Source organism: Nitratireductor sp. StC3 (assembly GCF_003015025.1).
Classification (GTDB): domain Bacteria; phylum Pseudomonadota; class Alphaproteobacteria; order Rhizobiales; family Rhizobiaceae; genus Mangrovimarina; species Mangrovimarina alexandrii.
The window spans coordinates 438,103-457,066 of the sequence record NZ_PYBP01000004.1; the positions used below are offsets into that span (position 1 = coordinate 438,103).

The 18,964-nt window shown below is 66.5% G+C and carries 16 protein-coding genes and 1 pseudogene; 7 read left to right on the plus strand and 10 right to left on the minus strand.

Annotated features, from left to right (window positions below):
- Window positions 1–8: 8 nt before the first annotated feature.
- From C7T96_RS11605 to C7T96_RS11615, 3 genes are read right to left on the minus strand one after another with little or no spacing between them, the layout of a single operon-like run.
- Complete coding sequence (locus C7T96_RS11605) at window positions 9–1,097, minus strand: DUF917 family protein (RefSeq protein WP_106571378.1); 1,089 nt, start codon at window positions 1,095–1,097, stop codon at window positions 9–11.
- Window positions 1,094–2,389 (minus strand): Zn-dependent hydrolase, encoded by a 1,296-nt coding sequence (locus tag C7T96_RS11610; protein WP_106571379.1) that lies wholly within the window; start codon window positions 2,387–2,389, stop codon window positions 1,094–1,096. The genes C7T96_RS11605 and C7T96_RS11610 overlap by 4 nt, the downstream gene beginning before the upstream one ends.
- Entirely contained in the window at window positions 2,386–3,765 is a 1,380-nt protein-coding gene (locus C7T96_RS11615) for a dihydroorotase family protein (RefSeq protein ID WP_106571380.1), read from the minus strand. The genes C7T96_RS11610 and C7T96_RS11615 overlap by 4 nt, the downstream gene beginning before the upstream one ends.
- A gap of 365 nt (window positions 3,766–4,130) precedes the next feature.
- Here C7T96_RS11615 and C7T96_RS11620 point away from each other — a divergent pair.
- The 4 genes and pseudogenes from C7T96_RS11620 to C7T96_RS11635 all read left to right on the plus strand — a co-directional run.
- A pseudogene (locus C7T96_RS11620) lies at window positions 4,131–4,337 on the plus strand (IS3 family transposase); the annotation flags it as partial.
- A gap of 213 nt (window positions 4,338–4,550) precedes the next feature.
- Window positions 4,551–5,231, plus strand: a complete 681-nt coding sequence (locus tag C7T96_RS11625; protein ID WP_245414124.1) for a calcium-binding protein — start codon at window positions 4,551–4,553, stop codon at window positions 5,229–5,231.
- A gap of 79 nt (window positions 5,232–5,310) precedes the next feature.
- Window positions 5,311–5,697: a DUF302 domain-containing protein gene (locus C7T96_RS11630; protein WP_106571382.1), complete on the plus strand. Its 387-nt coding sequence runs from the start codon at window positions 5,311–5,313 to the stop codon at window positions 5,695–5,697.
- Complete coding sequence (locus tag C7T96_RS11635; RefSeq protein ID WP_245414125.1) at window positions 5,694–7,022, plus strand: APC family permease; 1,329 nt, start codon at window positions 5,694–5,696, stop codon at window positions 7,020–7,022. The genes C7T96_RS11630 and C7T96_RS11635 overlap by 4 nt, the downstream gene beginning before the upstream one ends.
- 96 nt (window positions 7,023–7,118) lie before the next feature.
- On the opposite strand, the gene C7T96_RS11640 is transcribed toward C7T96_RS11635, so the two are convergent.
- The 3 genes from C7T96_RS11640 to C7T96_RS11650 are packed head-to-tail and all read right to left on the minus strand — an operon-like array spanning window position 7,119 to window position 10,540.
- Window positions 7,119–8,081 carry a DMT family transporter gene (locus tag C7T96_RS11640; protein ID WP_106571383.1) on the minus strand — a complete coding sequence of 321 codons (963 nt, stop codon included), beginning with the start codon at window positions 8,079–8,081 and terminating at the stop codon, window positions 7,119–7,121.
- Window positions 8,082–8,106: 25 nt separating this feature from the next.
- Window positions 8,107–8,424, minus strand: coding sequence for a hypothetical protein (locus tag C7T96_RS24040; protein ID WP_158264351.1), 318 nt, complete (start codon window positions 8,422–8,424; stop codon window positions 8,107–8,109).
- A gap of 16 nt (window positions 8,425–8,440) precedes the next feature.
- Window positions 8,441–10,540, minus strand: coding sequence for a copper-translocating P-type ATPase (locus C7T96_RS11650; protein WP_245414127.1), 2,100 nt, complete (start codon window positions 10,538–10,540; stop codon window positions 8,441–8,443).
- Window positions 10,541–11,034: 494 nt separating this feature from the next.
- Here C7T96_RS11650 and C7T96_RS11655 point away from each other — a divergent pair, with 494 nt between their 5' ends.
- From C7T96_RS11655 to C7T96_RS11665, 3 genes are all read left to right on the plus strand, one after another.
- On the plus strand, window positions 11,035–11,355 hold the full coding sequence (locus tag C7T96_RS11655) for a DUF5676 family membrane protein (protein ID WP_199190462.1): 321 nt from the start codon (window positions 11,035–11,037) through the stop codon (window positions 11,353–11,355).
- 442 nt (window positions 11,356–11,797) lie between these two features.
- Window positions 11,798–12,169 (plus strand): hypothetical protein, encoded by a 372-nt coding sequence (locus C7T96_RS11660; protein ID WP_146149173.1) that lies wholly within the window; start codon window positions 11,798–11,800, stop codon window positions 12,167–12,169.
- Between the two features lie 68 nt (window positions 12,170–12,237).
- Window positions 12,238–12,819, plus strand: a complete 582-nt coding sequence (locus C7T96_RS11665; RefSeq protein ID WP_106571386.1) for an RNA polymerase sigma factor — start codon at window positions 12,238–12,240, stop codon at window positions 12,817–12,819.
- A gap of 123 nt (window positions 12,820–12,942) precedes the next feature.
- On the opposite strand, the gene guaA is transcribed toward C7T96_RS11665, so the two are convergent.
- From guaA to katG, 4 genes are all read right to left on the minus strand, one after another.
- On the minus strand, window positions 12,943–14,505 hold the full coding sequence (gene guaA, locus C7T96_RS11670) for a glutamine-hydrolyzing GMP synthase (RefSeq protein WP_106571387.1): 1,563 nt from the start codon (window positions 14,503–14,505) through the stop codon (window positions 12,943–12,945).
- 123 nt (window positions 14,506–14,628) lie between these two features.
- Window positions 14,629–15,087 (minus strand): PaaI family thioesterase, encoded by a 459-nt coding sequence (locus C7T96_RS11675; protein WP_106571441.1) that lies wholly within the window; start codon window positions 15,085–15,087, stop codon window positions 14,629–14,631.
- Between the two features lie 145 nt (window positions 15,088–15,232).
- Window positions 15,233–16,519 carry an RsmB/NOP family class I SAM-dependent RNA methyltransferase gene (locus C7T96_RS11680; protein WP_106571388.1) on the minus strand — a complete coding sequence of 429 codons (1,287 nt, stop codon included), beginning with the start codon at window positions 16,517–16,519 and terminating at the stop codon, window positions 15,233–15,235.
- Window positions 16,520–16,735: 216 nt separating this feature from the next.
- Window positions 16,736–18,931, minus strand: a complete 2,196-nt coding sequence (gene katG, locus C7T96_RS11685) for a catalase/peroxidase HPI (protein ID WP_106571389.1) — start codon at window positions 18,929–18,931, stop codon at window positions 16,736–16,738.
- Window positions 18,932–18,964: the final 33 nt, after the last annotated feature.

Sequence of the window (18,964 nt, forward strand, 5' to 3'; positions counted from 1 at the left end):
CGGTCTCCCTAGCCGAGCGCGTAGTCTGTGAGATTGATGCCGAGCGTCGCCTCGACGGACGGATAGACCGCCGGGTCGGTGACGCTGGAGGACAGCGGGATCACCGTCTTGGGCACACGCAGCACCAGAAGCTCCATGCCCTCGACGACCTCGCCGACGCTCATCGGCACGCCGTCCGTATTCAACGTGGTGATGACGTCGGGATAGCCGGCGATGCGCTTTGCCTCGCCATCGTCGACGGCCATGTATTCGTTCATGACGTGCAGCACGCAGGCGCCCTTGCCGCTGCCGACCTGGATCGTGCCGACATCGAAGGCCTCGTTGGTGTAGACGACGTCCTTGGCAACGACCTTGCCCTGGCCGATGATCTCGCCCTTGGTCTGCTTGCAGATGGCGTCGATCACCGCCGTGCCGCCACGCGGCTCGGCCGCGATGATCGCCTCGCCCAGCGCCAGCGCCATGGAAATGCCGCCAAGCGCGGCGTGCTCGCGCACATAGGCCGCCGGCACCGGGTTGCGGCACGAGGCGATGAAACCGCCCGACATGTCGGAGGCGGTGCGCAGGATCGGCGACACCTTGGCGGTCGCGCCGCGCACCACGAGTTCGATATAGGCGTTCTTGGACCGGTTGCCGCCCACCGCCGACTGGATCATCGGCTCGGGCGAATTGGCCAGACCGATCGAGCCCATGTCGCCGGTCGGATGGGCGCGGATATCGCCGACGGCGTCGATCACCTTGGTGCCGAGGATCGCCGAGGGCAGCCAGGCGTTGAGCGTGCTCGACTTGCCGTTCTGGCCGATGATGAGACCATAGATCGGCGCACCGAGTTCTTCTTCAACCAGCCGGACCGCCTTGACGTAATCGACACCCAGCATCTGCCATTCCGTCGTGCCGGCCGGCGCGCCGATCGCGGCGGCGGTGGCAATCCAAGCCTCGTCGGGGACATCGTCCATCGATACCAGTTCCGGCTCGCCGGCATTGACGGCGGCCGTTCCCAGCATACGTCCGTGGTCGGCCCAGCCGCCGCCGCCGGCGGCATAGACCGCGCCGCCCTTGACGGCGGCCTCGATATCGTGGGCCCTCAGAATTCGTGTCATCTGGCGTCGCTCCCTTCGGATTCGGTCTTGTTGTGTCTTTCGTCCAGACGCAGCACCGCGTCGTGAATGACCGCCGCGCCGGCGGCGATCGCATCCGGTTCGGCCCATTCCTCCGGCGCGTGGCTGCGCCCGTCGCGGCACGGGACGAACACCATGGCGCTCGGCGCGATATGCGACATGAAGGCCGCGTCGTGGCCGGCGCCCGACGCCATCGGCAGGGACGAATAGCCGAGTGCGTCGGCACTTTGCGACAAGAGCGACTGCAGCGCGGTGTCGCAGGGGGCCGGATCGGTGTCAGACAAAAGCGCAAAGCGGGCGCGCTCGACGCGGCACTCGGCGGCGATCTCGCCGCTGCGCGCATCGAGCGCGGCCAGGAAACGCTCGGTGACGGCATGGTCCTCGGCGCGGATGTCGACGACGAGACGCGCCTTGCCTGGCACGACATTGGCCGCGTTCGGAAACTGCTCGAATACGCCGGTGGTGGCAACAAAATGACCGTTGCCGCCGGCGGCGGCCTCGCGTGCCGTCGAGGCGACGAAGGCCGATGTGATCGCCGCGGCCAGTCCGGCATCGCGGCGCAGGTCCATCGGTGTGGTGCCGGCATGGTCGGCACGGCCGTCGAACACGATCTCGACGCGGGCGATGCCGGCGATCGCGGTGACGATGCCAAGGTCGATGCCCTGCTGCTCCAGCACGATGCCCTGCTCGATATGCAGCTCGAAAAAGCCGACAATGTCGTCGCGCCGCGCGGCGGCGAGCCGGGCCGGATCGCCGCCGACGCGGCCGATCGCCTGATCGAGGCGTTCGCCAGTCGGGTCGCGGTAACCGAGTTGCTCGTCCGTCAGCCGGCCGGTCAGGGCGCGACTGCCCACGCAGGACAGGCCGAATTCGCTCGGCTCCTCGGCCAGGAAGTCGACGATCTCGATCGCGCAATCGAGCTGCCGGCCGGCCTCGCGCAGCGAGCGGGCGATCTCGAGCGCCACGATCACGCCGGCTACGCCGTCGAAGCGGCCGCCGGCCGGGACCGTGTCGGAATGCGAGCCGATCATGATCGTGCCGGCATCGGCGCGTGCGCCTTCCATACGACCGATCAAGTTACCGCCAGTGTCGATGCGCACCGACAGGCCGGCCGCGGCGAAGCGCTTGGCCAGCCACTCGCGCCCTTCCAGAAAAAGCGGCGAGAAGGAACGCCGGGTATAGGGCTTGTCCGGCTCGGTGATGGTGCCGAGCGCCATCAGGTCGGCCCATAGCCGGCCGCCGTCGACCGGCAGGTTCGTGCGTCGCGCCGTCATTGCCCGCCATTCTCCGCAAGCGCCCGCGCCGGCGTGACGAACCGGCCCGCGCCCGGCTCGGCCAGAACACGCGTGCCGTCGAAAACCATTTCGCCGCGCTGGAAGGTAGCGACCGGCCTGTAGTCGAGCGCCATGCCCTGATACGGGCTCCAGCCGACGACGTTGTTGCCGCTGGCGCCGGCGTCGTAACGACGCGGATCGCGCGCCATGACGACGATGTCGGCGTCGCGGCCGGGCTCGAGCGCGCCCTTGCGGTGGCCGATGCGGAACAACCGAGCCGGATTGGCGGCCAGAAGCCGCGCCGCCCAGACCGGGCTCAGCCCCCGCTTCGTCAGGCCGTCGAGAAGCAGTGCATAAAGCACTTCCAGGCCCGGGACGCCGGAGGCATTGTCGAGCATGACGGGATCGGTCTTACGATCCTCCGACCAGCTCACATGATCGGTCGACACCACTGTGACGTGGCCCGCCGCCAGGTGACGCCACAACGCCTCGACCTCGGCCCGCGGGCGGATCGGCGGGTTGATCTTGGCCTTGCCGCCGAGCCGGGCGACGTCCTCTTCCTCGTCGAGCACGAGATAGTGGATGCAGGCTTCGATGGTGGCGTCGTGGCCGCGCGCACGATGGTCCTGGCACAATTCGTAGCCGCGGCCGATCGAGCAATGCACGATATGGGCAGAACAGCCGGTCGCCGCGCCGATCTCGTAGACCTCGGCGGTCGCCAGCGCCTCGGCCAGAGCCGGGCGCGCCAGGCCGTGCGCGCGATAGTCGGTGATGCCGGCGGCCCGCACCGCCGCCTCGGCGGCGCGCACCACCTCGTCGTTCTCGTTGTGGGCGCCGGCCGCCAGCCCGTGCCGGGCGATCTCGGCAAAGCAGGCCTGCAGCATGTGCGGGGCAATGCGCGGAAAACGCTGCGGATGGGTGCCGAAGGTGGAGAACTTGAAGGCTGCGGCGCCGGCGGCGACCATCTCGGCGATGTGGCGCGGGCCGTCCTCGGGATGCACCGTGCCATAGAGCGCGAAGTCGACGCGCGCCTGCTCGCCCGCCTCGCGCGCCTTGGTCGCAAGCCGCTCGCCGGTGCAGATCAAAACGCCGTCGTCATAAGGCATGTCGACGATGGTCGTCACGCCGCCAGCCGCCGCCGCGCGCGTCGACCAGACGAAATCCTCCTGGCCGCGCTGCGAACGCGAATGGACCTGTGCGTCGATGGCGCCCGGCATGACATAGGCGTCGCCGAAATCCTGGCGCTCGCGTGCGGCCGGCGGCGTCCCCTCGCCGATGCGCTCCACCAGTCCGCCGCGGATCGCGACATAGCCGTTTTCGCGGACGCGCTGCGCATCCACCACTTGTCCAGTGATAATCAGATCGTAGTCGCTCATGGATCCTCCTAAGCCGAGGAAGGATCAAAAAACTTTGCCCATCGCGACAATCGTTTTCGCCGAAGCGCGCGATATGGGATTGCGAACTCGGCCGGCCGGCGGGCGGCCAAGGACCGCGCCGTCCCCATAGCCGGCACACTCGAGACGGCCGACACGGGCGATTGTCGCTCGTTACGATTCAGGTCCGTCTCTTGCGGGTCGCGCCATGTGAGCCGGGTCATCGAGGGCGGAAGGCGTCCGCCGTCAGCGCCAATGAGGCAATGTGGGCCCGACGGATAGAGGAGGATTTCTGGCTTATCGTAGCCCTTCAAGGGGCACAGTTGAGACGAAAATCCGAGACTCGGACGTAACCGGCGGAAAAGACCATCAACGACATCCGCCGCGCCACCTGCAAACAATGTTCGGCGGAAGAGTAGTTCCGCATCGTGCTGGAAGGCCTGCGTGGCGAGGACAACATTGCCGCGCTCTGCCGGCGCGAGGGCATAGCCGAGAGCTTCTACTACAATTGGTCGAACGACCTCCTCGAAGTGGGCAAGAAACGGCTTGCAGATGACACCGCTCAATCGGCGAGCGTTTCCTGTCGCTGTTGCGCGCGATATTGGACGCCAAGCGGCAAGAAATGGGCATCGAGCTTTTCGGCACCTGACAGCCGCATCGCCGGATCTCGCACCGCGACGACCGGGCCTGGGCGAAGCCGGTAATTTCACGACGATCTGTAATCATCAGCCGCGCGGCGCGTCTTAGGCAGCGAACGCCATCGTGCAGCATCGTGCGAGCGGCGGTCCATGACGACGCAACCACAGCGAGGACAACCAATGAAACGCATACCGACAACGGCGCTCGGACTGGCCGCCATACTTGGCGTGGCAGCCGCATCACCGGCCATGGCACATGGTCCAGGGTGGGGCGGCCCGGCTCAGGGCATGGGGCCCGGCATGATGGGCCAGGGTCAATGGGGTGGCCAAGGCATGGGGCCTGGCATGATGGACCACATGTCTTCCATGATGCCGATGATGATGCGTATGCACGGCTCGATGATGGGCGGTATGGGCATGGGCGGCGGCATGGGTATGATGGGCCCGATGGGCGCCATGACCGATCTGTTCGACAGCGACGAGAACGGGGTTTTGACTGCCGACGAATTGCGCGCCGGCCTCACCGCCCGACTGGAACAGTATGACGCCGACGGCGATGGCCGGCTGTCGCTCGAAGAATTCGAAGGGCTGCACGCGGTCATGGTCCGACCGGCCATGGTCGATCGCTTCCAGGCTCTGGACGAGAACGGTGATGGTGCCGTGACGGGCGAGGAGATCACCGCGCCGGCCGATAAGTTCGCGCGGATGGAACGCATGCGCGAGGCGATGCGGGCGCAAATGTCCGCTCAGGGCCGTCCCGGCCGACCTGGAACCATGATGGGCAACGGCCGTTCCATGATGGACGATGACGACATGATGGACGACAATTGACCGATCGGACTTTTGTGGTGTCAGGCCGCGTCCGGCGAGCGGGCGCGGCTTGGTTTTATGATATTGCAGGGAGTTTTCCATGGGCTACACGATCACCCGCACGATTGAAGGCGCCGATTTCGACGCTGTCGACTCGAAGGTCCGCAGCGTCCTGGCCGACCACGGTTTCGGCGTTCTGACCGAGATCGACGTCAAGGCAACGATGAAGAAGAAGCTCGACGAGGAGATGGACCCCTATCGGATCCTCGGCGCCTGCAATCCGACCATGGCGTGGCAGGCGATCGGCATCGAGCCGCGCGTCGGCGCCATGCTGCCGTGCAACATGATCCTGCGCCAGACCGAGGACGGCATCGAGGTCAGCGCCGTCGACCCGGTCGCCTCGATGCAGGCCATCGACAACGAAAAACTGGCCGAGGTCGCCGCCCAGGTGCGCGACATGCTTGCCAAGGTGATCGCCGCGCTTTGACACACAATACCGACGCGCCTGACAAAACCGACCAAGCCGGTTCGATCAGCCTGCCCGGCGCGGTCGCCATGGGCACCGGCGTGATGATCGGCGCCGGCATCCTGGCGCTGACGGGCCAGATCGCCGAACTGGCGGGGTCGTGGTTTGCGCTGTCGTTCCTGCTCGGCGCCGTCGTGACCGGCTTCAGCGCCTATTCCTACGTCAAGGTTTCCAACGCCCATCCCTCTTCGGGCGGCATCGCCATGATCCTGCAAAGGGCCTACGGACCGACGACCGTGGCAGCCGGCGCGGCGCTGCTGATGGCACTGTCCATGGTCATCAACGAGAGCCTGGTGGCGCGGACATTCGCCACCTATGCGCTTCGGGGCCTGGGAAGCGAGCCCGGCGGCATCGCCGTGCCGGCAATCGCCGTGGCGCTGATCCTGGCGGCCTGGCTCGTCAACGTCGCGGGCAGCCGCTCGGTGAGCCTGGTTTTGCTGGTCATGGCCGTGCTCAAGGTGGGCGGCATTGCCCTTTTCGGCGCCGCCGCGCTGTGGGCGAGCGGCCTGTCGTTCGAGGCGTCGGGCGGGGCAAGCCGCTTTTCGCCCACCGGTTTCCTCGCCTCGGTTGCACTGTCGATTTTGGCCTTCAAAGGCTTCACCACGATCACCAATTCGGGCGCCGAGATCACCGATCCGCATCGCAATGTCGGCCGGGCCATCATCTGGTCGATCCTGATCTGCGTCGTCGTATACCTGCTGGTCGCCCTGGCGGTAGGGTCCAGCCTGTCGCTCGACGCTCTGGTCGCGGCCAAGGACTATGCGCTGGCTGAGGCGGCGGAACCCGCGCTCGGGCGCACCGGGTTCTACCTGACCGTGGCCCTGGCGCTGGTCGCGACCGCGTCCGGCCTGCTGGCCTCGATCTTCGCGGTCTCGCGCATGCTGGCCATGCTCACCGAGATGAGGCTGATCCCGCACAGCCATTTCGGCATGCCGGGCGCGATCCGAGATCACATGCTCGTCTATACGGTCGTCATCGCCGCCGTCCTGGCCGTGTTTTTCGACCTGTCGCGCATCGCGGCGCTGGGTGCCTTCTTCTACCTGGTGATGGACATCATCATCCATTGGGGCGTTTATCGTCATCTGCGCCGGGACGTCGGGGCCAGCGGCTGGATTCTCTTGACCGCGATTGCGCTCGACGCGGTGGTGCTTGCCGCCTTCACGACGATGAAATGGCGGGCCGACCCGGCCATCGTCGTCATCGCTGCGGGCGCGATGGCAGCGGTGTTCGCCTTCGAGCGGGTCTATCTGGCAAGGGTCCGCCCTTCGCCGCAGCGCCCGGGTTGAACCCGGTTCCTGACCCGGTTTCCCGAAATGCGGCCGGACGATGGCAGGCGAGAGCGGCTTGCCGACGGCACTGACCGCCCCCGGCCGGCGCCGGTTTCAACGATCTGGGAATGCCGGAGGCTGTTTTGACGGCCTTGGAAACCACGGTTCCCGCCATGCGCCTCCCGGCGTTGCGGGCGCTTCGGCGCGGCTCCCTTGGCCGGTTGCCAGCCAGACGCCAATGACCGACAACACGGCACCGGCAATCGTCAGCGTCGTTACCGTTTCCTCGAAAAATGCCCATCCAACCGTCAAGCCGATCACCGGGACGATGAAACTGAAGGCCACGGCTTGCGAAACCGCGAGCCGCGCGAGAGTGATTTGCCAGAGCCAGAAGGCGAGCGCGGTTCCGGGCAGCGCGAGTCCCAGCAGCGCCAGCACGAAACGCCCGGTCCAGTCGATCCTCGTCGGGTCTTCGATGGCGATCGCCAGACCGGCCAGAAGGAACGCGCCGACTGCAAGCTGCAGCCCCATTGCCATGACCGGTGCGACGTCCTCGGCAAGACGCTTGATCGCGATGTGTCCGACCGCCACGCCGGTGGTCGCCAGCAGCACATAAGCAAGGCCGATCAGGTCGGTCGCGTCCGCGCCTGGCCGGAAGCTTGGCAGCGCGATGACGGCGACGCCGACGAAGCCGATCACGAGGCCGCTCCAGCCGGTCGCGCCGGTGCGCTCCCCCAGAAAGGCGGTCGCCAGCAGCCCGGCGATCAGCGGCTGCCCGTTGGACATCACCGTCGCCAGCCCAGGCGCGACGAATTCGGCGCCATGGAACATGCCGAAATAACCGATTCCGGTCATGCCGACGCCGGCAACGAGGATCCAGCGCCACTGCCGCCCGGCGGCCGGCCAGCTGACGCCCGTTGCCAAGGCCACCGCCATTAAGGTCGCGCCGCCGAGTGCCGCGCGCAGAGCGGCGAAAGTCAGATGCGGGGCATCGTCGAGCGCCAAGGCGATCAGGGGGTAGCACATCGCCCACAGGGCCATGACGACGACCGCCAGAAGCCGGGGCGGTACGGACATCAGGACGCATACCGGGATTGTGCCCTCACGCGGTCCCCCGGTCGTCCTCGTCAGGCCAGTCGTCCTTCCGGATCGAGCGGTTCCGTTCATGCCCGTCTCGACCATGCCCGCCATGCCCCCGTCCGCGATGTCCCCCTCCACGATGCATGAAGACGTGCATGCCGCCGCACAGCGCCAGCAATGCCGCGACGGAGAGCAGCTCGACAGGTATGGCGGCGCGATACTGGTAGACCAGAGCAGCGATCAGGCCGGTCAGGAGTGCGATCAGCGGCCAGGTTCGGCCATTGTCGCGGCGTCCGGGCGGTGAGCCACGCCCGCCTTGCGGCGGTGGATTGTGTTGCATTGGATGATCTCCTTGATCATTGCGCGCCGGCGGGCGATCGCACGGCGGCCGGCGCCGGGCCGGCACCGGCGCCGCGCTGCCGGTCGAGCCTGAGAAGCTGTGCGTTGAGCGCGCAAATGACGGTGCTCGCCGACATGAAGATCGCGCCGATGGCGGGGCTCAACACCAAGCCCCAGGAAAAGAACACGCCGGCGGCGGCGGGAATCGCGAAAGCGTTGTAGCCGGTCGCCCAGGCGAGGTTCTGGATCATCTTGCCGTAGGTCCCCCGCGCCAGGCCGAGTATGGCGGCGACATCGCCAGGATCGGAGCGCACCAGCACGATGTCGGCGGTCTCGATGGCGACATCGGTGCCCGCGCCCACCGCGATGCCGACATTGGCCTGGGCGAGCGCGGGGGCGTCGTTGACCCCGTCGCCGGTCATCGCGACGATCAGCCCGCGTTCCTGGATCTTTCTGACCGTCTCGGCCTTTTGCTGCGGCAGGACCTCGGCGATCACTTCGTCGAGCCCGATCTGTCGGCCGACCCAGTCGGCCACTTGCCTGTTGTCGCCGGTCAGCATGATACAGCGGATGCCGAGCTTCTGCAGGTCGGCGATGGCCTGCCTGGATTCGGGCCTGACGATGTCGGCAAGCGCGATCGCCCCGGCGAGTTCGTTGTCGATCAGCACGAACACAACCGTCTTGCCCTCGCCGCTGAGCGTTTCATAACGCGGATCGCCGATTTCGAACCCGTTGGCGCGCAAGTAACCGGGGCTGACGACCTTCACGTCCCGGCCCTTGACGGACCCTTCGGCGCCCTTGCCGGGGATCGCCCTGAAATCGTCGACACCCCAAAGGTCGAGCGCGTCGTTGACGATGCCCTTGGCGATCGGATGTTCCGACCGGCTTTCGACCGCCGCGGCGTAGGCGACGATTTCGGCCTCCTTGTAGCGCGTGTCGAAGACCAGAGTGTCGGTGATGCCGAATTCGCCCTTGGTCAGCGTGCCGGTCTTGTCGAAGATGATGGCCTGGGTATTGCGCGCCTCCTCGAAGGCGGTGCGGTCGCGGATCAGGAGGCCGTTGCCGGCGGCGATCGCCGTCGAGCGCGCCACCACCAGCGGCACGGCCAGCCCCAGCGCATGCGGGCAGGCGATGACCATGACAGTCACCGCGCGCTCCATGGCGAAGGCAAAGCCCTGGCCGGTCGCAAGCGTCCAGAAAAGAACGGTGACCAGGCCGCCGCCGAGGGCGATGAAGGTCAGCCAGCGCGCGGCGTTGTTGGCCAGATCCTGGGTCTTTGACTTGCTGGCCTGCGCGTCCTCGACCAGTCTGATGACGTTGGACAGGAAGCTGTCTTCGCCGGTGTGCACGACCTTGATGGTGAGCGCGCCCTCGCCATTGATCGAGCCGCCGATCACCTGCGCCTCCGGCCCCTTGTGGACCGGCCTGGACTCGCCGGTCAGCATGGCCTCGTTGAGCGCCGACTCGCCCTTGACGATCACCGCGTCTGCGGGAACCTTCTCTCCGGGCTTGACCAGCAGCGTCTCGCCGCCGTTCAAATCCGAGACCGAGACATCGCGGATGCCGCCATCGGGCTCGACCAGATGGGCGGTGTCTGGCATCAGCGCGGCGAGCTTTTCGAGCGCCTTGCCCGCGCCGATGATCGACTTCATCTCGATCCAATGGCCAAGCAGCATGATGGCGATCAGCGTCGCCAACTCCCAGAAGAAGGTCTCCTGCGAGCCGATGACGACCATCGCCATCGAATAGGCATAGGCCGCGGTGATGGCCACCGCGATCAGCGTCATCATGCCGGTGCGGCCGGTGCGCATCTCGGACCAGAAGCCGGACAGGAACGGCCAGCCGCCGTAAAAATAGACGACCGAGGACAACGCGGCGAGCACAGAGGCGTCGCCCGAAAAGTCGAGCGCCTGCTCGAGACCCAGCCAGCCCTGGATCATCGGGGCGAGCAGCAGGATCGGCACGGTCAGGACGAGCGTGATCCAAAAGCGCCTGCGGTAGTCCGCGATCATCGCGCCATGGTCGTGGCCGCCATGAGCGTCATGGCCGTGATGCGTCCGCGACTTGGCGCGCGCGGCGCGGGCGTCTGCGTGGTGGTGGCTGGCCATGTGGTTCATTCAGGTGTTCCCGGTGGTGCGTATCCGGGCCGGCGCGAGGACAGGCTGGGACAGGCCGGGCATAGGCCGCCGGACGCTTGAGGAACCGCCCGTGGCACGCCGCCGTGCGGAAGCAATACTCACAGGCCCCATAGACGGCGCGTCCTTGTGCCGATGCTTGTGCATGTCTTCGCCTCCATCGGTGACTGCCGCCCTCGGGCACGGCCTTTCTCACCGACAAGGACGCCGAAGCCGCCGGTTCATTACGGCGTTTCGCGGCGAAGGCTCGAAACCGGGCAATCGGAAGCGGGTCGCCATGGGCGACGCGGGGCCGGCCCGGCAAGACCGGCCGATCCGGCTTCCTGGATCCGATCCGCGCCGTCCGCCGCTCGATGCCCGCCGGGAACGCCGCGCGTAACGAAACGGGCTGCGGGACGTCTTTGTCGGCAGCCGGGTCACGCCCTCAGCCACCGGCCGAGCGGCCGCCGAAGGCCCGCGAGACGAGGAGGATTGTCATGAACACCGTCCGCACCGAGAGCGGCAGCGGCCGCTCCGACATCGCGCCGCACGCGACCACCGGCCAGGTCCCGGTATTTGCCCTTGGCATGAGCCTTGGCCTGTTCCTGGCGATCACATTTGCCGTATGCGTGATCTTCGATCTCGTTATTCCCGGCCAGGCCATGTACCGGACATGGCTTGCCCTGATTCCCTGGTTCGAATGGCTGAGTTGGCCCGATTTCTTCTGGGGACTTGGCGTTTCCTTCGTCTACGGGTGGTATGTCGCCCTGGTCTTCGCCCCGCTTTACAATCTATGCGCCGGGTGGGGTTCGCGATAAAACCGCCGATCTCAAGGGGCCGGCTGCCGTGGCGGCGCCCTGCCGGTGAAGGTCGCCGCCGCCAGAAACGCTGCCGCGTCCAAAAACACGCCAGCGCGTTGGGGCTCGCCCCCTGTGTCGGGAAGGACGCCATCGCACAGTCCGCCGGACGTCCCAATGCGACAGTCCCTCATTGGCGCACGCCGATCGTTTCATCGCCGGCGCACCCCTCCTTTCTGTCTGATTTAAGATTGGTGTTTTCACGCGGGGACGAGGCCGGCCAGAGGCGGGTGCCGCCTGGCCAGCGCCCCCCTGCCAACAAGCACATATGCAAAGGGCGCCCAACGCCCATCACAAACGCGTGAACTGTCGAAACCGGCCATGGAATTGACGGAGGTCAAGGCGAAGCCATCGGTTCTTGTCGAGACTGCGGTTGCGATTCCAAGAACCAAAGAGCCTGCTCGTGCGGCGCAAGAAAGCAGAAACGGTCTGGTGGTCGGCGCGCCTGCGCGCCGGATCGCTGGTTTTGCTTGCCGCCATCACGCTCGCCATGGCGGCCGACTATCCCAGGCTCGCCGCGGCCGCCGAAGACGCCCATCAGATCGCGGCCGATCCGACTGATCTGTCCTGCCGGCTGGCCGCCAGCGAACCGGACGTCGCCGTCGACCAGTGTTGCCGCCCGGCGGGGACGTGCGCCATCAATCTGCCGCCGAAACCGGTGGATGTCGGCATCGTTGTGACCGCGAGCCGCCTGTCGATGAACCGCCGCGACCGGGATCCGCCAAGTCCCAGCTACCGGCCTTTCAAGCCGCCCCGCCTTCAGACCCGAGCCTGAAGAACCGCCAGCGATGCGCGTCGTGCCCTCGCTGGCTGTCTTGCACGCCTTGAGTTTGGAGATTTGTCATGACTGCCCATCATGCCGCCGACGTCGCATCGGGCGCGGCCTATCGGGAGCCCGTTACCGCGGTTCAACAGTGCCTTGTGGAACACCGCAAGGCGTATCTGCGCTATTTCCGGTGGCGGCTCAATCGGCCAGAAGATGCCGACGACGCCTTTCAGGAACTCTGTTTGAAGGCCTTGCGCTGCAATGGCGCGCCTGACGACGTGCCCCATGCCGAGATCTGGCTGCACTGCGTCATGCGCTCGGTGCTTGTCGATCAGTACCGGCGCCGCGCCGCCAGAAGGCGCGGCGAGGAGGCCTACCGCCTGGAACCGCGCGAGACCGAAACCGACCCGAGCGCGGACGGTTCGCCGGCCTGTCAATGCGTGAGCGCCGCGCTGGCGCGTCTGCGCGACGACCAGGCCGATTTGATCCGCCGCATCGACCTCAATGAGGAGGCTCGCGCCACCGTCGCCGAAGATCACGGTGTGACCCAGAACAATCTCGGTGTGCGGCTACACCGGGCGCGACAGGCGCTGAAGGAGGCGATCGCCGATATGTGTGCGACCTGCGGCGATGGCCGCTTCTCCGATTGCGATTGCTGAAACCGGCTTGCGGCTCGCCCCCCGGGGCGGGCCGCTGGGCATTCGGCCGCCACCCGACCGCAACCGCCGCCTGCGCCCAAACCCGATATCAACCGGCCCCCGTTGGCAACCGTTCGCCGAAGCTTATTCCCACTCGATGGTGCCGGGCGGCTTGGAGGTCACGTCGTAGACGACGCGGTTGATGCCGCGGACCTCGTTGATGATGCGGGTGGCGGCGCGGCCGAGGAATTCCATATCGTAATGGTAGAAATCCGCCGTCATGCCATCGACCGAGGTGACGGCGCGCAGCGCGCAGACGAATTCGTAGGTGCGGCCGTCGCCCATCACGCCGACCGTCTGCACCGGCAAAAGCACGGCGAAGGCCTGCCAGATGGCGTCGTAGAGGCCGGCCTTGCGGATCTCGTCGAGATAGATCGCGTCGGCCTCGCGCAGGATGTCGAGCTTGTCGCGGGTGATGCCGCCCGGACAGCGGATGGCGAGCCCCGGGCCGGGAAAGGGATGCCGGCCGATGAAATGGTCGGGCAGGCCGAGCTCCTTGCCGAGCACGCGCACCTCGTCCTTGAAGAGTTCGCGCAGCGGCTCGACGAGCTGCATGTTCATGCGCTCCGGCAGGCCGCCGACATTGTGATGCGACTTGATGGTGACGGACGGGCCGCCGGTGAAGGACACGCTTTCGATCACATCGGGATAGAGCGTGCCCTGGGCGAGGAAGTCGGCGCCGCCGAGCTTTTTGGCTTCCTCCTCGAAGACTTCGATGAACAGCCGGCCGATGGTCTTGCGCTTCTTCTCGGGGTCCGCCTCGCCCTCGAGCGCGCCGACGAACCGGTCGGCCGCGTCGACCAGCACCAGCGGCAGATTGTAATGTTCGCGAAACATGGCGACCACCTCGGCCGCCTCGTTCTTGCGCATCAGGCCGTGGTCGACCAGAATGCAGGTGAGCTGGTCGCCGACCGCTTCGTGGATCAGAAGCGCGGCGACCGAGGAATCGACGCCGCCCGAGAGCGCGCAGATCACCTTACCGTCGCCGACCTGGGCACGGATCGCGGCGACCGCCTGCTCACGATAGGCCGCCATGGTCCAGTCGCCCTTCAGGCCGGCAATGTCGAGCACGAAATTGGCCAAAAGCCTGGCGCCGTCCGGCGTATGGACGACTTCGGGATGGAACTGGACCGCGTAGAAGCGACGGGCCTCGTCGGCGATCGCGGCGAACGGCGCGCCGCTGGAGGTGCCGACGACCTCAAAACCCGGCGGAATATCGGTGACGCGGTCGCCATGGCTCATCCAGACCTGATGGCGGGTTCCGGCGGCCCAAACACCCTTGAACAGCGCGCATTCCTGCTTGACGTCAAGAAAAGCGCGGCCGAACTCGCGGTGGTGGCCGGCCTCGACCGTGCCGCCAAGCTGGGCGCACATGGTCTGCTGGCCATAACAGATGCCCAAAACGGGAATGCCAGCCTCGAACACCGCGTCGGGCGCGCGCGGCGAGCCGATGTCGACGGTCGAATGCGGGCTGCCGGACAGGATCACCGCCTTGGGCGCAACGCGCGCGAAGGCCTCGGCGGCGGACTGGAACGGAACGATCTCGGAATAGACGCCGGCCTCGCGCACGCGCCGGGCGATCAGCTGGGTGACCTGGCTGCCGAAATCGATGATAAGGACGGTATCGGGATGGGTGGTCTCTGTCATGACAGGGAACTAGGCGGAATCGCACGGCCACGCAATGGCCGGGCACGGCAGGGCAGCCCTGCGCTCACAGAAATCGGCACTTGCTCGCCCACAGGCGTGCGGGATCGCTCGGCTTGGCAACCGTCAGCCGGCGAGGTTTTGCCTGCCCTGCACGGTCATCATGGTGCCGGTCATGGTGGCGACCAGCTTGGCCTCGCCGCCGTCGCCGAACGCATAGGCCTGGCCGTCGGCCACGATGATGGTGCGACCCGGCTTGGTGACGGAGCCGCGAAACAGGAAATGCTCGCCCTTGCCCGGCGCGAGCAGATTGACCTTGAACTCGATGGTCAGTACCGCCGCGTCGGCGGGCATCAGCGAGTAGGCGGCATAGCCGCAAGCCGAATCGAGCGCCGCCGAGATCACCCCGGCATGCAGGAAACCGTGCTGCTGGGTGAGCGCCTGGCTATAGGCCATCTCGATTTCGACCATGCCTGGCGTGACCCGGGTCAGTTCGGCGCCGATCGTCGTCATCGCCTGCTGGCGCGCGAAACTGGCACGCACCCGCTCTTCGAACCCGTCTTCCGGTACGATCATCGCTGCCATCTGCTGCTCCTTCGAGGCCTTCGGCCGACCCGGCACCGGCGCTGCGCGCCGCGTTCAACACTTTGCCGGCTGGCCATTGTCGCAAAGCAATTGCTGCATTGCAAAGGCGAAATGCTGCAACGCAATATCAAACGGCGTCTGCCCGTCAGCCCGCCTTTTGCACCATGGCGAAGAAGAATCCGTCCGTGCCGGTGAGCCGCGGCGACAGAAGCAGGCCCGGGTCGCTCGTGCGGCAATGCGCGGCGTGCGCGGCAAAGCGGTCGCGCCACAAGGCTTCGGCATCGACGGCTGCAAAATCCGCGTTCGCGTCCAGAAAATTCCGTATCTGGACGCTATTCTCCTCGGGAAAAATCGAGCATGTGATGTAAACGAGACGGCCACCGGGCTTCACGAACCGGCTCGCCCGCTGCAGGATTTCGGCCTGCTCGGAAAGCCGCACCTCGACCTGGCGTGCCGTCAAGCGCCATTTCGCGTCGGGTCGGCGCCGCCACGTGCCCGAGCCGCTGCAGGGTGCGTCGACGACCACCAGGTCCATGCGCCCGGCAAGCGGCTCGAGCTCGTCCGCCCGCGCCGTCACCTGCACGTTGCGACACTCGGCGCGGCGCAGGCGCTCGAAGATCGGCGCCAGCCGGGCCTTTTCGGCATCGTAGGCGAAAAGCTGGCCGCCATTTTCCATCGCCGCCGAAAGCGACAGCGTCTTGCCGCCCGCGCCCGCGCAATAGTCCAGCACCTGCATGGCGGCGGTGGCGCCGGCCAGCGCGGCGGTCAGCTGCGAGCCCTCGTCCTGAACCTCGAACCAGCCCTTGCGGAAGCCGGGCTCGGCCTGGACATTAGGGTGGCGGCCGCTGCCGCGGATCGGCGGGATACGGACGCCATACGGGGCGATCCGTGCCGGCCCCGCGCCGCTGCGCTCGATCTCCTGCAGCACACGCTCGCGGCTTGCGCGCAGCGGATTGACGCGCAGATCGAGCGGTGGACGGGACGCAAGCGCGGCCGCCTCTTCGACCCAGTCTGCGCCGAACGCGGCCTGGATCGACGGGATGCACCAGTCCGGGCAGTCGGCCCGCACGGGGTCGGGCGCATCCTCGAGCCGGTTTTCCGCCAGTGCGCGGCGTTCCTCGTCCGTCAGGGGCGGCGGAGAAAAATCGTCCTTGGCCAGCGCCGCATCGATGTCGGCCAGGTTCATATCCCATTCAAGCAGCAGCGCGCCCAGCGCCAGGGCGCGTGGGGCGTCCGACTGGAACATCCACGCCGCCGAGCGGCGCCGGCGCAACGCGTCATAGACGATATTGCCGATCGCGCCACGATCGCCGGACCCGGCGAAACGATGCGACAGGCCCCAATCCTTGAGCGCGTCGGCGGCAGGCCGATGGCGCGTGTGGATATCCTCGATGATTTCGATGGCGGCGGCGAGCCGTCCCCCTAGACGCATTCCGGTGTCCCCGATGTCGGCATACCCGATTACCGAGCGACCTAAACCATCTTGCCCGCAGGGTGAAGGGGGGGTCGTCCAAGCTTGCCGAGGGGCACGCCGAAAAACACGCCACACTGCAACGCGAAGGGCGCGGCCGAGGCCGCGCCCTTATGGTTCGTTCACGGTCGCGCCACCGCCGCCGACGCAAGGACGGCAACGCCGGCGCACGCCGGATCAGGCGAGATCGAACCGATCTGCGTTCATCACCTTGTTCCAGGCCGCCACGAAGTCGGCAACGAACTTAGCTTGCGCATCGTCCTGGCCGTAGACCTCGGCCAGGGCACGGAGTTGGGAATTCGACCCAAAGACCAGATCGACACGGGTCCCGGTCCATTTCAGTTCGCCCGTCTTGCGGTCGCGGCCCTCGAACGTGTCCTCGTCCTCGGAAACCGCCTTCCACTGCGTGCCCATATCGAGCAGATTGGCGAAGAAGTCGTTGGTCAGCGTTTCGGCGCGGGCGGTGAAGACGCCATGGCTCGACTGGCCGTGATTGGCGCCCAGCACACGCAGGCCGCCGACCAGCACCGTCATTTCCGGCGCGGTCAGCGTCAGCAGTTGGGCCCGGTCGAGCAGCATTTCCTCGGCCGGCACGGTGAACCGCGCCTTGAGATAGTTGCGGAAACCGTCCGCGACCGGCTCCAGCACATCGAAGGATTCCACGTCGGTATCTTCCTGTGCAGCGTCAGTGCGCCCCGGCGAAAAGGCGACTTCAACATCGTGGCCTGCGGCTTTCGCCGCTTTTTCGACCGCCGCGTTGCCGCCCAGCACGATCAGGTCGGCGAGCGAGACCTTCTTGTTGCCGCTCTGCGCGGCGTTGAAGTCGCTCTGGATGCCGGTGAGCGTGTCGAGCACCTTGGCGAGTTGGGCCGGCTGATTAACCTCCCAATCCTTCTGCGGCGCCAGGCGGATACGGGCGCCGTTGGCGCCGCCGCGCTTGTCGGAACCGCGATAGGTCGAGGCCGAGGCCCAGGCGGTCGAAACGAGCTCGGACACCGAAAGGCCGGAGGCGAGGATCTTGCCCTTCAAAACGGTGATATCCGCGGCGTCGATCAGGTCATGGTCGACCGGCGGGATCGGATCCTGCCACAACAGATCCTCGGCCGGGACTTCCGGGCCGAGATAGCGCGATTTGGGACCCATGTCGCGATGGGTCAGCTTGAACCAGGCCCTGGCGAAGGCATCGGCAAACTCGTCCGGGTTTTGATGGAAGCGCCGCGAAATCGGCTCGTAGATCGGGTCCATGCGCATCGCCATGTCGGCGGTCGTCATCATGGTCGGCACGCGCTTGGAGGGATCGTGAGCGGCCGGGGCGAGATCCTTGTCGGCCACGTCCTTCGGTTTCCACTGCCAGGCGCCGGCGGGGCTCTTGGTCAGCTCCCACTCATAACCGAACAGCATGTCGAAATAGCCGTTGTCCCATTTGATCGGATCGGGGGTCCAGGCACCTTCAAGGCCGCTGCCGATCGCGTCGCCCCACACGCCGGAGCCGAAGCTGCTCTTCCAGCCAAGCCCCATCTCGGCCAGGCCGGCCGCTTCCGGCTCGGGGCCGACCAGCGCCGCATCACCGGCACCGTGGCACTTGCCAAACGTGTGGCCACCGGCAGTCAGTGCGACGGTTTCCTCGTCGTTCATGGCCATGCGCGCGAAGGTTTCGCGGATATCGCGGCCCGAGGCGACGGGATCGGGCTCGCCGTTCGGTCCTTCCGGATTGACGTAGATCAGTCCCATCTGCACGGCAGCGAGCGGGTTTTCCAGATCGCGTTCGCCCGAATAGCGCTTGTCGTCGAGCCAGACGTCTTCCGCGCCCCAGTAAATGTCTTCCTCCGGCTCCCAGATATCCTCGCGTCCGCCGGCGAAACCGAACGTCTTGAAGCCCATCGATTCCAGCGCGACGTTTCCGGTGAGGATCAGCAGGTCGGCCCAGGAAATCTTGTTGCCGTATTTCTGCTTGATCGGCCACAGCAGCCGGCGCGCCTTGTCGAGGTTCACATTGTCCGGCCAGCTGTTGAGCGGGGCAAAGCGCTGCGAGCCCGACGAGGAACCGCCGCGCCCGTCGCCGGTGCGGTAGGTACCGGCGCTGTGCCAGGCCATGCGAATGAAGAGCGGCCCGTAATGACCATAGTCGGCCGGCCACCAATCCTGGCTGTCGGTCATCAGCGCGTGAAGGTCTTTCTTCACCGCGGCCAGATCGAGCTTCTTGAACTCCTCTGCATAGTCGAATGCCGGGCCCATCGGGTCGGACAGGCTCGAATTCTGGTGCAGAATTTTCAGGTTCAACTGGTTGGGCCACCAGTCGCGGTTAGACCTGACACCAACGGAGGTGTGCAGGACGGGGCATTTGCCCGCGTTCTTGTCAGTCTTGGCGTCCATCTTGTTCTCCGATCCGATCTAAAATTCTTCCGA